At 62.1% G+C, this 14,677-nt stretch carries 14 protein-coding genes and 1 tRNA gene; 12 read left to right on the forward strand and 3 right to left on the reverse strand.

All coding sequences use genetic code 11. The features are described from left to right. Positions 1–2 precede the first annotated feature (2 nt). A complete protein-coding gene (locus P5703_RS15000; RefSeq protein WP_014596120.1) occupies positions 3–1,178 on the reverse strand; it encodes an MFS transporter in 1,176 nt (391 codons plus the stop codon). 186 nt (positions 1,179–1,364) lie between these two features. On the opposite strand from P5703_RS15000, the gene napE reads away from it, so the two are divergent. Genes napE through P5703_RS15025 form a run of 5 tightly spaced genes read left to right on the forward strand, consistent with a single transcriptional unit; the run spans position 1,365 to position 5,469 of the window. After that, positions 1,365–1,544 carry a periplasmic nitrate reductase, NapE protein gene (gene napE, locus P5703_RS15005; RefSeq protein WP_011912449.1) on the forward strand — a complete coding sequence of 60 codons (180 nt, stop codon included), beginning with the start codon at positions 1,365–1,367 and terminating at the stop codon, positions 1,542–1,544. 59 nt (positions 1,545–1,603) lie between these two features. Next, positions 1,604–1,858 carry a chaperone NapD gene (locus tag P5703_RS15010; protein WP_014596119.1) on the forward strand — a complete coding sequence of 85 codons (255 nt, stop codon included), beginning with the start codon at positions 1,604–1,606 and terminating at the stop codon, positions 1,856–1,858. Further along, positions 1,858–4,362, forward strand: a complete 2,505-nt coding sequence (napA, locus tag P5703_RS15015) for a nitrate reductase catalytic subunit NapA (protein WP_285587740.1) — start codon at positions 1,858–1,860, stop codon at positions 4,360–4,362. The genes P5703_RS15010 and napA overlap by 1 nt, the downstream gene beginning before the upstream one ends. Before the next feature lie 11 nt (positions 4,363–4,373). Further along, positions 4,374–4,862 carry a nitrate reductase cytochrome c-type subunit gene (locus P5703_RS15020; RefSeq protein ID WP_011912446.1) on the forward strand — a complete coding sequence of 163 codons (489 nt, stop codon included), beginning with the start codon at positions 4,374–4,376 and terminating at the stop codon, positions 4,860–4,862. Positions 4,863–4,872: 10 nt separating this feature from the next. Next, positions 4,873–5,469, forward strand: a complete 597-nt coding sequence (locus P5703_RS15025) for a cytochrome c3 family protein (protein WP_256068876.1) — start codon at positions 4,873–4,875, stop codon at positions 5,467–5,469. 61 nt (positions 5,470–5,530) lie between these two features. Here P5703_RS15025 and dcd read toward each other — a convergent pair whose 3' ends face one another. Further along, the gene (dcd, locus tag P5703_RS15030; protein ID WP_013982166.1) at positions 5,531–6,097 is read right to left on the reverse strand and encodes a dCTP deaminase; all 567 of its coding nucleotides are present in this window, start codon (positions 6,095–6,097) and stop codon (positions 5,531–5,533) included. A gap of 327 nt (positions 6,098–6,424) precedes the next feature. Between dcd and P5703_RS15035 the strand changes: the two genes are divergently transcribed. Next, on the forward strand, positions 6,425–6,634 hold the full coding sequence (locus tag P5703_RS15035) for a cold-shock protein (RefSeq protein WP_003282211.1): 210 nt from the start codon (positions 6,425–6,427) through the stop codon (positions 6,632–6,634). A gap of 104 nt (positions 6,635–6,738) precedes the next feature. On the opposite strand, the gene apbC is transcribed toward P5703_RS15035, so the two are convergent. After that, positions 6,739–7,833 (reverse strand): iron-sulfur cluster carrier protein ApbC, encoded by a 1,095-nt coding sequence (apbC, locus tag P5703_RS15040; protein WP_095460970.1) that lies wholly within the window; start codon positions 7,831–7,833, stop codon positions 6,739–6,741. A 170-nt stretch (positions 7,834–8,003) separates the two neighbouring features. Here apbC and metG point away from each other — a divergent pair, with 170 nt between their 5' ends. From metG to P5703_RS15070, 6 genes are all read left to right on the forward strand, one after another. Further along, entirely contained in the window at positions 8,004–10,043 is a 2,040-nt protein-coding gene (gene metG / locus P5703_RS15045) for a methionine--tRNA ligase (protein ID WP_049341096.1), read from the forward strand. Positions 10,044–10,100: 57 nt separating this feature from the next. Further along, entirely contained in the window at positions 10,101–10,307 is a 207-nt protein-coding gene (locus P5703_RS15050; protein ID WP_080965129.1) for a cysteine-rich CWC family protein, read from the forward strand. Further along, on the forward strand, positions 10,307–10,999 hold the full coding sequence (locus P5703_RS15055; protein WP_125841941.1) for a pseudouridine synthase: 693 nt from the start codon (positions 10,307–10,309) through the stop codon (positions 10,997–10,999). Before P5703_RS15050 ends, P5703_RS15055 begins: the two co-directional genes overlap by 1 nt. Positions 11,000–11,078: 79 nt before the next feature. Next, a tRNA-Gly gene (locus tag P5703_RS15060) sits at positions 11,079–11,152 on the forward strand. Positions 11,153–11,392: 240 nt separating this feature from the next. Continuing rightward, on the forward strand, positions 11,393–13,321 hold the full coding sequence (locus P5703_RS15065; protein WP_014596114.1) for a tyrosine-type recombinase/integrase: 1,929 nt from the start codon (positions 11,393–11,395) through the stop codon (positions 13,319–13,321). Positions 13,322–13,885: 564 nt separating this feature from the next. Further along, a complete protein-coding gene (locus tag P5703_RS15070; protein ID WP_014596113.1) occupies positions 13,886–14,641 on the forward strand; it encodes a hypothetical protein in 756 nt (251 codons plus the stop codon). Positions 14,642–14,677: the final 36 nt, after the last annotated feature.

Genomic DNA, 14,677 nt, shown 5'->3' on the forward strand with positions numbered 1-14,677 from the left:
GCTCAGAGTGCTCGCGCCCGCCAACCGGCCATGACGAACAGCCCCGCCAGCAGGGCCATCAACGGCTGCCAGCCGGCGTGATCCCAGACATACCCGGCACCGTACCCCACCACGCTCGACCCCAGATAATAGGCGCAGAGATAGAGCGCCGAGGCCTGCGCACGCGCGCCCTGGGCATGACTGCCGACCTGGCCGCTCGCCACTGCATGCGCGGCGAAGAAACCGAGGGTGAACACGCCGAGGCCGACGACAATGCTGGCCAGCCAGGGCGTTGCGCAGAGCCCGACGCCGAGCAGCATGAGCGCCACGCCGCCGCGCAGAACCTGCCGCGCACCGAAGCGCGGCACCAGACGGCCCGCCCAGCCGGCACTGAAAATGCCGCCAAGATAGACGACGAACAACAGACCGATGAACGTGGAAGACAGGCCGAATGGCGCGCCGGCCAGGCGGAAGCCAATGTAGTTGAACAGCGCGACGAAGCCCCCCATCAGCAGGAAGCCCTGCAGGAACAGGCTGCGCAGGACCGGGTTCGACAGGTGCAGGCGGAAATTGGCCAGCAGGACCGTCAACGAGAGCGGCTGCGCCTTGAAGTGGCGCGACGCCGGCAGCAACCAGACGAACAGGCTCAAGGCCACCATTCCCAGCGCGGCGATACCGCCGAGCGCCAGCGTCCAGCCGCCCAGATCACTCAACAGGCCGGACAGCAAACGCCCGAGCATCCCACCCAGAGCAGTGCCGCCGATGTACAGCCCCATCGCCGCCGGCAGCGAGTCCGGGTCGAACTCTTCACCGACATAGGCCATCGCCAGCGCCGGCAGGCCACTCAGCGCCAGGCCCAACAGCGTGCGCAATAGCAGCAGCAGATGCCAGGACTCCACCAGCACGCATGCCAGGCCGAGCAGGCTCGCCAACCCGAGCGCTGCAGCCATGACCGGCTTGCGCCCCCAGCTTTCGGCCAGCGCGCCGGAGATCAGTAGGCAGAGTGCGAGCGACAGCGTCGTCAGCGACAGCGCCAGGCTGCTATTGGCCGCGGAGACGGCGAAATGCGCGGCCAGCAACGGCAGCAACGGCTGGATGCAATACAACAGCGCGAAGGTGGCGAAGCCGGCACAGAACAGCGCCAGCGTGGCGCGTCGATAGGCGGCAGTACCGCGTTTGAGGTGGGAGGTTTCGATCATCGTCAACGCCTGCAGCAGGCTGCAAAAAAAGCCGCGCAGGCTAGCACGGTTGCCCCGTCGCCGCGCGCCGATCGAGTGAGTCGCCAATCGATGGCGACCGCGCCGACTGCAAAACTATCGAAACGAACATTGCCCTATGTTGTGGTCAGTGACTAGACTCCCCTATATGCCAGTCGGAGTAGAACAATGACAGTAACGCCGAATGACACCCGCCCCTCTGTCGCCTCGACCAAGCGGGACGAGACCCGCCTGTTCGTCTTCCTGATCGTGTTTCTGTTTCCCATCCTGAGCGTCGCGCTGGTCAGCGGCTACGGTTTCATCGTCTGGATCGTGCAGATGATCTTCGGGCCGCCGGGCCCAGCCTAGCTCCCGCACCATTGACCGGGGCGCTCACGCCCTGCCACCAAGCCAGACGGAAACGCGTGATGGGACACCCTTTGCATATCGCCAGCCTCCTGGTGCACTGCCGCCCCGAGTGGCTGGCCGCGCTGAAAACCAACCTCCAGTTGCTACCCGGTCTCGAGCTGCATCAGGAAAGCCCCAGCGGCAAGCTGGTGGTGGTGCTCGAGGCCGAGCACGAGTCGCGCATCCTCGCTGCGATCGACCACATCCAGCAGCTGCCTGGCGTCCTTAACGCCGCCCTGGTCTACCACGAAGAACTCCTCGAAGGAGACGCCTGATGAGCCTTACCCGACGTCAATTCGCCAAGGCCAATGCCGCCGCCATCGCGGCGACCGTGGCCGGCATGCCCATCGCTTCGACCGCGAGCAATCTGGTCACCGAAGCGGACGCCACTAACCTCAAGTGGGACAAGGCCCCCTGCCGTTTCTGCGGCACGGGCTGCGGCGTGATGGTGGCAACGCGAGAGAATCGGGTGGTCGCCACGCACGGCGACGTCAAGGCGGACGTCAACCGCGGCATCAACTGCGTCAAGGGTTACTTCCTGTCGAAGATCATGTACGGCACCGATCGCCTCACCCAGCCCCTGCTGCGCATGAAAGACGGCAAGTTCGACAAGCAGGGCGAGTTCCAGCCGGTCACCTGGGATCAGGCCTTCGACATCATGGAGGAAAAGTACAAGGCGGCACTCAAGGCTGGCGGCCCGGAAGCCATCGGCATGTTCGGTTCGGGGCAGTGGACGATCTGGGAAGGTTACGCCGCAAATAAGCTGATGAAGGCCGGCTTTCGTTCCAACAACATCGACCCCAACGCGCGCCACTGCATGGCCTCGGCAGCATTCGGCTTCATGCGCACCTTCGGCATGGACGAGCCGATGGGCTGTTACGAAGACATCGAGGCCGCCGACGCTTTCGTGCTGTGGGGCTCGAACATGGCCGAGATGCACCCGGTGCTGTGGACGCGCCTCACCGACCGCAGACTGAGCGCGCCACACGTCAAGGTCGTGGTGATGTCCACCTTCGAGCATCGCAGCTTCGAGCTGGCCGACATCCCGATGGTCTTCAACCCGCAGACCGACCTGGTGATCCTCAACTACATCGCCAACCACATCATCCAGAGCGGCGCGGTGAACAAGGAGTTCATCGACAAGCACACCCGATTCGCCAAGGGTGCCACGAACATCGGCTACGGCCTGCGTCCGACCGATCCGCTGGAGCTGAAGGCCGAGAATGCCGCGGTGGCCAACACCTGGACCGACATTGGCTACGAGGACTACGTCGAGTTCCTCAAACCCTACACCCTGGAACACGCCGCCAAGGAATCAGGTGTACCGGCCGAGCGCCTGAAGGCCTTGGCCGAGCTGTACGCCGACCCCAAGGTCAAGGTGATGTCCTTCTGGACCATGGGCTTCAACCAGCACACCCGCGGTGTCTGGGCGAACAACATGATCTACAACATCCATCTGCTCACCGGAAAGATCAGCGAGCCGGGCAACAGCCCGTTCTCGCTCACCGGCCAGCCCTCGGCCTGCGGCACCGCGCGCGAGGTCGGGACCTTCTCCCACCGCCTGCCAGCGGACATGGCCGTCACCAACCCCAAGCATCGCGCCATTACCGAAAAGATCTGGAAGCTGCCCGAAGGCACCATCCAGGAAAAGCCCGGGTTCCACGCCGTCGACCAGAGCCGCAAGCTCAAGGACGGCGTGCTGAAGGTGTACTGGACACAGGTGACCAACAACATGCAGGCCGGCCCCAACGTGATGCAGGAGATCCTGCCAGGCTGGCGCAACCCGGAAACCTTCGTGATCGTGTCGGACGTCTACCCCACGGTCTCCGCCCAGGCCGCCGACCTCATCCTGCCCAGCGCCATGTGGGTGGAGAAGGAAGGCGCTTACGGCAATGCCGAGCGCCGCACCCAGTTCTGGCACCAGCTGGTCACCGCACCCGGCGAGGCGCGCTCGGATCTGTGGCAACTGGTGGAGTTTTCCAAGCGCTTCCGCGTCGATGAGGTATGGCCGGCGGAGCTGCTGAGCAAGGCGCCGGAGTTCAAGGACAAGACGCTGTTCGACGTGCTGTTCAAGAATGGCCAGGTCGATCGTTTCTCCAACGACGAAATCGCCGAGGGTTATGCCAACCATGAGGCCGAGGCATTCGGCTTCTATCTGCAGAAGGGTTTGTTCGAGGAGTACGCCGAGTTCGGCCGCGGCCACGCCCACGATCTGGCGGCGTTCGACGTCTACCATCGTGAACGCGGCTTGCGCTGGCCAGTGGTCAACGAGAAGGAGACCCAGTGGCGCTACCGCGAGGGTTACGACCCCTACGTCGAAGCCGGCAGCGGTGTGCAGTTCTATGGCAATGCGGACAAGAAGGCGATCATCTTCGCGCTTCCCTATGAGGTGCCCGCCGAGGTGCCGGATGAAGAGTATCCGTTCTGGCTGAGCACCGGTCGGGTGCTCGAGCACTGGCACACCGGCAGCATGACGCAGCGTGTCGACGAACTGCACAAGGCGGTTCCTGACGCCCTCGTCTACATGCACCCCGAGGATGCGCGCAAGCTCAGCGTGCGCCGCGGCAGTGTGGTCAAGATCGTCAGCCGACGCGGCGAGATGCAGGGCCGGGTCGAAACGCGCGGGCGCAACAAGCCGCCGATGGGGCTGGTGTACGTCCCGTTCTTCGATGCCAACAAGCTGATCAACAAGGTCACGCTCGATGCCACCGACCCGATCTCCAAACAGACCGATTTCAAGAAATGCGCCGTGAAGATCGAAGTGGTCAGCATCGCCTGAGGAGAGCCGCCATGAAATTCTGCCTACTGCCGCTGACCCTGCTCGCGGTGTTCGGTCTGGCTGTTGCCGCCGAAACCAACTACCCCCTCGACGCCCCCGCGCCGGACGGCCGACGCCCGGGCGGCACCATCACCCAGGAATTCACCCCGCCGCCGTTGCACGACGAGGAAAACAAGGATGTCCGGCGCGAACGCAACTACCCGGAGCAACCGCCGACCATCCCTCACAGCATCCGCGGCTATCACGTCGACAAGAACGCCAACAAATGCCTGAGCTGCCATAGCCGAGCCAACAGCGCCCGCGCCCAGGCACCGATGATCAGCATCACCCACTACACCGACCGCGATCAGCAGACCCTCGCCGCGGTGGCGCCACGACGGTACTTCTGCACGCAGTGCCACGTGCCGCAGCAGGATGTGAAGCCGCTGGTGGAAAACCGCTTCAAGAACATCGACGAGCTGCTGTACCGGGAAACCTCACCATCCACCGGCGGAAACTGAGGGGGCTTGGATGAAGTCGATCAAGTCGTTTTTCAAACGCTACTGGGCCGTCCTGCGGCGACCGAGCGTCCACTACAGCCTCGGCGCGCTGACGCTTGGCGGGTTCATCGCCGGGATCATCTTCTGGGGCGGTTTCAACACGGCGCTGGAGGCCACCAACACCGAGGCGTTCTGCATTTCCTGCCACGAGATGGAAGACAACGTGTTCATGGAGATCAAGGACACCATCCACTACAGCAACCGCTCCGGCGTGCGTGCGACCTGCCCGGATTGCCATGTGCCGCACCAGTGGACCGACAAGATCGCGCGCAAGATGCAGGCCTCCAAGGAAGTCTGGGGCAAGATCTTCGGCACCATCAGCACCCGCGAGAAATTCCTCGAGAAACGCCGCGAGCTGGCCGAGCACGAATGGGCACGGCTCAAGGCGAACGACTCGCTGGAGTGCCGCAACTGCCACAACTTCGACTACATGGACTTCACCCGGCAGGGCAAGCGCGCAGCGGAGTTCCACTCCACCGCCCTGGCCAGCGGCGAGGCGACCTGCATCGACTGCCACAAAGGCGTCGCCCATAAACTGCCGGACATGCGAGGGGTGCCGGGCTGGTAACCGGCAGATCGGCGCAAAAAAAAACCTGGCTCAGGCCAGGTTTTTTCATATCCGGAAAAGCTTAGGCCTTCGGCAGCGTCACGCCGCGCTGGCCCTGGTACTTGCCGCCGCGGTCGCGGTAGGACACCTCGCACTCCTCATCCGATTCGAGGAACAGCATCTGCGCCACACCCTCGTTGGCGTAGATCTTCGCCGGCAGCGTGGTGGTGTTGGAGAACTCCAGCGTCACATGCCCTTCCCACTCCGGTTCCAGCGGCGTCACGTTGACGATGATGCCGCAGCGCGCATAGGTGCTCTTGCCCAGGCAGATGGTCAGCACGTTGCGTGGAATGCGGAAGTACTCGACGGTGCGGGCCAGCGCGAAGGAGTTCGGCGGGATAATGCAGACGTCGCTCTTGATATCGACGAAGCTCTTCTCGTCGAAATTCTTCGGGTCCACCGTTGCCGAGTTGATATTGGTGAAGACCTTGAATTCGTCAGCGCAGCGCACATCGTAACCGTAGCTGGAGACACCGTAGGAGATCAGCCGGTCATTGCCTTCATTGCGCACCTGGCGCTCGACGAAAGGCTCGATCATGCCGTGTTCCTGGGCCATGCGGCGAATCCACTTGTCCGATTTGATGCTCATGGCTGGCGTCCTGAATAGGTTAATGGGCCTGCGAAGAGGCGCATCTTACCGAGCCTGGCGCGGGTGTTCAAAGCCTGGCTACTGGCGCGCCGCAACGGCCGTCACAGCCAGCAGCAGCCACTCGGCGAAGAAATCCAAAATAAAGCTCGCTTTGCTCCAGAAAAACGGTATTGTTACTGGGCTGCTGCTGCATGTGTCACCGTGAATCGCTACATGTTTAGATTTCGATCCAAATATCGATACGACTCCTATCTCCTTGCACACAGTGATGTTCGGGCCTTTTAGCCCGCACTTTATTCTTCAAAACTTGGTTCAAGGAGACATCAAATGTCCAATCGCCAAACCGGTACCGTTAAGTGGTTCAACGATGAGAAAGGCTTCGGCTTCATCACTCCGCAATCCGGTGACGACCTCTTCGTACACTTCCGTGCCATTCAGGGTGACGGCTTCAAGAGCCTGAAAGAAGGCCAGCAAGTCTCCTTCGTCGCTACCCGCGGCCAGAAAGGCATGCAAGCTGAGGAAGTTCAGGTTATCTAACCTGAAGCTTCTCTGAAAAAGCCCCGCTTCGGCGGGGCTTTTTTGTGCCTGCGATTTCCTTCAGCCTGCGGACGGCGAGCTGACGCCGCCCGCAGGCTGTCGACTCAATCCTCGGACACCACGATCTTCGGCATCGACTGGGCGATGATCTGCCCACTCTGGGCGATGCGAGCGCCGACGGTACGCGCCATCTGCTGATAGATCATGGCGATCTGGCTGTCCGGATCGGCAATGGTGGTCGGCTTGCCGGCATCCGACTGGCTGCGGATCGCCATCGACAGCGGCAGCGAGGCCAGCAGATCGACGTTGTACTGCGAAGCCAGCTCCTCGCCGCCACCCTCGCCAAACAGGTGTTCGGCATGACCGCAGTTGGAGCAGATGTGGATGGCCATGTTTTCCACCACGCCCAGCACCGGGATATTGACCTTGCGGAACATCTCCACGCCTTTCTTGGCATCCAGCAGAGCCAGGTCCTGTGGCGTGGTGACGATCACCGCGCCGGTCACCGGGACCTTCTGCGCCAGCGTCAGCTGGATATCCCCGGTGCCCGGCGGCATGTCCACCACCAGGTAGTCGAGATCGTTCCACTCGGTCTGGGTGATCAGCTGCAGCAGCGCACCGGACACCATGGGCCCGCGCCAGACCATCGGCGTCTTGTCATCGGCGAGGAAGGCCATCGACATGACCTGCACGCCATGCGCCTGCAATGGAATGAACGCCTTGCCGTCACGGATCTCCGGCCGGGTGCCCTCGGCGATGCCAAACATGATGCCCTGGCTCGGCCCGTAGATGTCGGCATCCAGCACGCCGACCCGCGCCCCCTCACGGGCCAGCGCCAGCGCCAGATTAGCCGCCGTGGTGGACTTGCCGACGCCACCCTTTCCGGACGCCACCGCGATGATGTTCTTCACATTGGCCAGTGCCGGCACCTGATCCTGCGCCTTGTGCGCACGGATCACGCAGTCCACCTGCACATCGGCACGGTTGACGCCCTCGAGCCCTTCAATGGCCATCGCCAGCATCTGCGCCCAACCGCTGCGAAACAGCCCGGCGGCGTAGCCCAGCTCCAGCTGCACGCTGACCCGGTCGCCCTGGATGTCAATTGAACGCACACAGCCGGCGCTCACCGGATCCTGATTCAGATGGGGGTCGGTGTACTGGCGCAGTACGGTTTCCACAGCTTCGCGGGTGACGGACATGGTTACTCCTGGAAAGACCGAGCAAATCAGACAGGCATCTTACCCTGCCCTGTAGTTCCGAGCCCACCGACGACCGGGACTACGGCCAACCTTGGCCACGCGGGTGAAAAAACCGTGGCAGAGCTATATAGTTGCAGACTTTCTTTCGCCATTCCGACTGCCGAGTCCCCATGTCCGAAGCCCGCCAGATCCTTGTTACCAGCGCCCTGCCCTACGCCAACGGTTCGATCCACCTCGGCCACATGCTCGAGTACATCCAGACCGACATGTGGGTACGCTTCCAGAAGCTGCGCGGCAACCAGTGCATCTATGTCTGCGCCGACGACGCCCATGGCTCGGCGATCATGCTGCGGGCGGAAAAGGAAGGCATCACCCCCGAACAGCTGATCGCCAACGTCCAGGCCGAGCACAGCGCCGATTTCGCCGACTTCCTTGTCAATTTCGACAACTTCCATAGCACCCACTCGCCAGAGAACCGCGAACTGGCCGAGCTGATCTACACCCGCCTGCGCGATGCCGGGCACATTGCCACCCGCTCGGTGACCCAGTATTTCGATCCCGAGAAGGGCATGTTCCTCGCCGACCGCTTCATCAAGGGCACCTGCCCCCGCTGCGCGGCCGAAGATCAGTACGGCGACAATTGCGAAAAATGCGGCGCCACCTACGAGCCCACCGAGCTGAAGGATCCACGCTCGGCAATCTCCGGCGCCACCCCGGTGCTCAAGGATTCCAAGCATTTCTTCTTCAAGCTGCCCGACTTCGAGGCGATGCTAAAGGAGTGGACCCGCGGCGGCGCGCTGCAGGAATCGGTAGCCAACAAGATCGCCGAATGGCTCGACGGTGGCCTGCAGGAATGGGATATCTCCCGCGATGCGCCCTACTTCGGCTTCGAGATCCCCGGCGAGCCGGGCAAGTACTTCTACGTCTGGCTGGACGCGCCGATCGGTTACATGGCGAGCTTCCAGAACCTCTGCAAGCGCCGCCCCGAACTTTCCTTTGATGCCTTCTGGAGCAAGGAATCGAGCGCCGAGCTGTACCACTTCATCGGCAAGGACATCATCAATTTCCACACCCTGTTCTGGCCAGCCATGCTCGAAGGCGCGGGTTTCCGCAAGCCGACCGCGGTCAACGTGCACGGCTACCTGACGGTGAACGGGCAGAAGATGTCCAAGTCGCGCGGCACCTTCATCAAGGCGCGCACCTACCTCGATCATCTCAATCCCGAATACCTGCGCTACTACTATGCGTCCAAGCTCGGCCGTGGTGTCGACGACCTCGATCTGAACCTCGACGACTTCGTGCAGAAGGTCAACTCCGACCTGGTCGGCAAAGTGGTCAATATCGCCAGCCGCTGCGCCGGCTTCATCCACAAGGGCAACGACGGCGTGATGGTCGAGGCCAACCCAGAGCCGGAACTCTGGGCAGCCTTCCAAGCCGCCGCGCCGAGCATCGCCGACGCCTACGAGGCGCGTGATTTCGCTCGCGCCATGCGGGAGATCATGGCCCTGGCCGACCGCGCCAACGCCTGGATCGCCGACAAGGCGCCCTGGGCGCTGAACAAGGTCGAGGGCAAGCAGGCCGAGGTGCAGGAAATCTGCGCCTTGGGCGTCAACCTGTTCCGCCAGCTGGTGATCTTCCTCAAGCCCGTGCTGCCGAACCTGGCGGCCGCTGCCGAGCAGTTCCTCAACGTAGCGCCGCTGAGCTGGGACGACCATGCCACGCTGCTGGCCAACCACAAGCTCAACGCCTTTACCCCGCTGATGACCCGCATCGAGCCGGCAAAGATCGACGCCATGATCGAAGCCTCCAAGGAAGACCTGGCCGCCAGCGAAGCCACTAGTCCAGCTGGCAACGGCGAACTGGCCAAGGCACCGTTGGCCGCCGAGATCAACTTTGACACCTTTGCCGCGGTGGACCTGCGTATCGCCCTGATCGAGAAGGCCGAGTTCGTCGAAGGCGCGGACAAGCTGCTGCGCCTGACCCTGAATATCGGCGATGCCACGCGCAATGTCTTTTCCGGCATCAAGAGCGCCTATCCCGATCCGAGCAAGCTCGAAGGCCGGCTGACCCTGTATGTCGCCAATCTGGCGCCGCGCAAGATGAAGTTCGGCATGTCCGAGGGCATGGTGCTGGCGGCAGGCCCTGGCGGCAGCGAGATCTATCTGCTCAGCCCGGATAACGGCGCCAAGCCCGGCCAGCGCGTCATGTAACCCGGCTTCGCGTGCCGGCCCGCCGGCACGCGAAGCTCGTCGTTAAACGGAAATGCCATGAGCGAGCCTGTAGATCCGTCACGCTGCCCGCTCTGCGGCCAGCCCAACCAGTGCGCCGAGTGCAATCCCGCCGCGGACCAGCCCTGCTGGTGCTTTACCGCCACCATTCCGCAGGACACGCTCGACGGCATTCCCGCTGCCCTCAGAAACCGGGCCTGCATCTGTCCTCGCTGCGCTCGTCATGAAACCGCAGCCAAAAGCTGATGCGCCTCGATCGTTATCTCGGTAGCCGCGCACAGCTCAGCCGCCAGGACGTCCGCCGGCTGGTGAGCGATGGCCGAGCACGGGTAAACGGCGAAGTCACTCGCACCCTGGACCGGGAGGTACGCATATTCGACTGTGTCGAACTTGATGGTCAGGTTCTGCAACCGGGCAAGGTTGCCCGCTATCTGATGCTGCACAAACCCCCCGGCTGCGTCAGCGCCACCCGTGATGCCGCACATCGCACGGTGATCGACCTGATCGATGAACCGGACAAGGATGACCTGCATATCGCCGGCCGCCTCGACTTCAATACCACCGGCCTCATGCTGCTGACCAACGACGGCCAGTGGTCACGCCGCCTGACTCAACCGACCAGCCTGCAAGGCAAGGTCTATCTGGTGGAAACCGAAGACGTGATCGATCCCGGCTGCGTCGAGGCCTTCGCCCGAGGCCTGTACTTTCGCTTCGAGGATCTCACCACCCTACCGGCCGAACTGGTGCTGCTGGGCCCCCGCCGAGCCCGCCTGACCCTGCATGAAGGGCGCTACCACCAGGTCAAACGCATGTTCGGCCACTTCGGCAACAAGGTCACCGCCCTGCACCGCGAGAGCATGGGCCCACTGCTGCTGGATGCCAGCCTGTCACCCGGCTGCTACCGACCATTGACGGACAACGAGATCGCACAAATCTGACCGCCCATAGCCACCGGCCAGAAAAACCTGCCGCCACGCTTCATTTCACCCCAGCCTTCTGGTAAAAAGGCACCCCTGAGCGGGCGTCGTATAATGGCATTACCTGAGCTTCCCAAGCTCATGACGAGGGTTCGATTCCCTTCGCCCGCTCCACTTCGACTTTCCAGAGACTTCCACCGAACGCCAGGGAACGTCGTAAGTCATTGTCAGGATTGAGATTTTTACCTGATCTCAATCCACTGACATCCAGCGAAATCCACTCCCAGCCGGTTCTAACTGGTACGTTGAGCGGTACACTGGCAATACGGAGGTCCCCAAAACCGTATTGTTGCTGGAGGAGCCGGGGTTCCGTCGGGAACATGGCATCCAACTCGCTTCGCAGGAGTTGGACTCATGCTTTCAGACCTCCAGGTTCGACAGGCCAAGGTGACCGGCAAGGCGTATTCGCTTGTCGATTTCGACGGTCTCTACTTCTACATCTCCGCCACCGGCTTCAAGGCCTGGCACTTCCGCTTCACTTGGGGCGGCAAGCGCGAGCGCATGTCCTTCGGTGGCTATCCCGCGCTTTCCCTGAAAGACGCTCGCAATCTGCGCGACGAGGCCCGGGCCATGCTGGCCAAGGGCATCAACCCGCATTCGGAGCGCAAGCGCAAGCGCCACGCCATCGTCCTGGCGGGCGAGCACACCTTCCAGGCCATCTACGACAAATGGCTGGCCCACCGCAGCCTCTCTCTGGAAAATGAGGGCCGCCAAAGTACGCCCAAGCAGATCGGGCGCGTCTTCGCCAAGGACGTGTTTCCCGTATTGCGCCACCTGACCATCTACGACGTCACCCGCGCCCACCTGCTGGACATCATCGGCAGAGTGGAAAAGCGTGGCTCGCTGTCGGTGGCCGAGAAGCTGCGCACCTGGTTCAGCCAGCTATTCACCTACGCCTCGGTGGTGGTGCCCAACATGGGCGACAACCCGGCCAAGGATTTGGACGTGGTGGCGATGCCGCTGCCCCCGGTGGAGAACAATCCCTTTTTGCGCATGCCCGAGCTGCCGGCAATGCTGCAGACGTTGCGCAAGTACAGCGGTCGCCTGAATACGCAACTGGGTCTACGTCTGCTGCTGCTCACGGGCGTGCGCACCGGTGAATTGCGCTACGCCACGCCCGATCAGTTTGATCTGGAGCGCGGTCTGTGGATCATCCCGGTTGTCAGGCTCAAGCAACGCAAGCAGCTCACCAAGAAGAAGCGCCAGCGTTTCGCCGACATCCCGCCATACATCGTGCCACTGTCGTTGCAGGCACAAGAGGTCGTTCGTCATTTGCTGGGAAATCTGAAGCCAGCACAGGTGTATCTCATCCCCGGTGATTGGTGCCTGAAAAACCCTCTGAGCGAGAACACGCTCAATGGCGCGCTCAAGCGTATGGGCTATGAAGACCAACTCACTGGGCATGGCGTTCGCGCCACCATCTCGACTGCGCTCAATGAATTGGGGTATCCGCCCAAGTGGGTAGACGCCCAACTTTCGCATGCCGATCCGGATCGGATCAGCGCGACCTACAACCACGCCGAGTACGTCGAGCAACGCCGCGTCATGATGCAGGACTGGGCCGACCGGCTGGACTTGTTCGAGCAGAATCAGGTCGAAGTTGCCAGCACGCACTTGACCATCACGTTGCAGGGCCTGCCCACAATCGCCGGACAGGCGGCAGCGCAGCCGCCCGCCCTGAATCCAAACGCCCCTCAGTTGATCGTTGCGCCTGCACCCGATGCACCAGCGGTTCCAGCTTCCGTCTATCGACTTTCGGCGGTGCATCTGCCCGAGTACGCGCGACCCACGCTGTCAGAGGTGCAGCGCGAGCGCTTGCAATTGCTGGAGATATTCGAGGCATCCCACAACCTGTCGGTGGCCGATTACGCCAAGCTGGTTGGCAAGTCCCGCCGCTGGATCACTTACGAGATTCAGGCCGGCAATCTCCTGTCGATCCATCTGGGTCACCGTGGGCAGCGCGTCCCGGACTGGCAACTCGACCCCATCAAGCGCAAGCTGATTCAGGCTGTCCTGAAGCTGGTGCCGCGCGGTATCGACACCTGGCACATCTATCACGCACTGCTGCGGCCATACGATGCCCTGGGCAAGTGTCCAGTCATCGAGGCCGTCGATCCGACCAACCTGCATCTTGCAGCTCGACTGGTCGCCGCACATGCCATAGAAACCGATGAGCTTGCAGAGCAATCGGAGGCGTCTCCGGTGCTGGCCAGGCAGACTGTAGAGCGCCTGGTAAAAACGGCAATGTTGGTTGATATGCCCGAAGATCCCGTCGCCCGTTGAGCTGAGGCCGGGCGGCAGCACCGTCCGGTCAAGGTCAAAGGAGGGAACGTCGATCGCTTCGCATGGCCGCCCATCCGTCTTCTGCGCGGCCAACTCGCAATTTCCACGTTTTGGCAGGCAGCGTTTAGCGTCGGATCAGCGCTCGGCAGTCACCATGGGCGACTTCTCTGTGATGCTATCTCGCTATATCAGTATCCAGATCGGATATGACGCCAGCAGATTTCCGTTGCCAATCCCAAGCCCCGAGCAATAGATTCCGACCGCTCGCCGCTTTTTGAAACCGCTGGCGTATCAGACCATACCGATACGGTTTTGCGGGAGCCGCAACTTCTCACGATCCTGATAGCGCAAGCGTCACTGTCGAGCCGCGACGGACGCTCGATTTTCTTGTGCTCGATGGATTTTTGCACATCGAGCACACAACGCCTACTCGTTGCGCGAACTGATCAGAAGTAATCAAAAGCGGGCGTCATCACTCGCGTCTTGCGCGGACAACAGGCCGACCATGAGGACGGCTGCAAAAGCAGTCGGCCCTGTAGTTCTTCTCCTGGAAGGAGACGGAGCATGCACGAGAACAAAAATGATGCACCAACATCAAAGGTGTTCTACCGCCCGCTCGAAGCATCCATCCGCTGGGCCGGACTGCTGCGATACGAGCAGGTGATCCTGGCTTCGGTCTCGTCGCCTATGAATCTGCCGCAGTCGCTGGACTGCCCACGTTTGGGCGAACTGCGGCTGTACACCGACCGCATCTATGACGGCATCCTCAACGGGGAACTGCCCTTCGGGCAGCACGGCATCACGACGCGCGACACCGCGTTGATCGAATCGCCTGATCTGACGGTACGCCATGTCGATCTGAAGTGCTGGATGCGCCAGCACTACCCCGAGCAGCGGCCCGGCTTTCTCTTCTCCCGCGGCGAGCGCATCACCCATCCCTTCATCTCTCTGGAAACAGGGCAAGCCATGCTGGTCGAACGCCAGGCTTTGAAATCCGTCCTGGAACAGACCAAACGTCAGCTTCGCGAGTTGCAGGACAAGCATGACGCGCTGCTCAAGCAGCCCACGGTGATTCCGGCATGCGCGCAGTGTCCGATCAGTGATCGAGCCGAGGCCACCTACCTGAACATCGTTGGCGGCCTGTTGGAGCTGATGCTCGGCCAGTCGCCATCGGGCACGCCGTACTCCAGCTTCAAGACGCAGGAGGCCGTGGTCAGCGCGCTGGTCGCCCATCACAGCGGCGCCATGGGTATCGCGGAGCGGACATTGAACGGCAAGTTCGCCACCGCCAGGCGCCGGTTGCGTAGCGCCTCCCGCTGAGATTTGCCAGCTTGTATGTGCAGTCGCGGAGATTGC

This window comes from Stutzerimonas sp. FeSN7, from assembly GCF_030263795.1.
GTDB lineage: Bacteria > Pseudomonadota > Gammaproteobacteria > Pseudomonadales > Pseudomonadaceae > Stutzerimonas > Stutzerimonas stutzeri.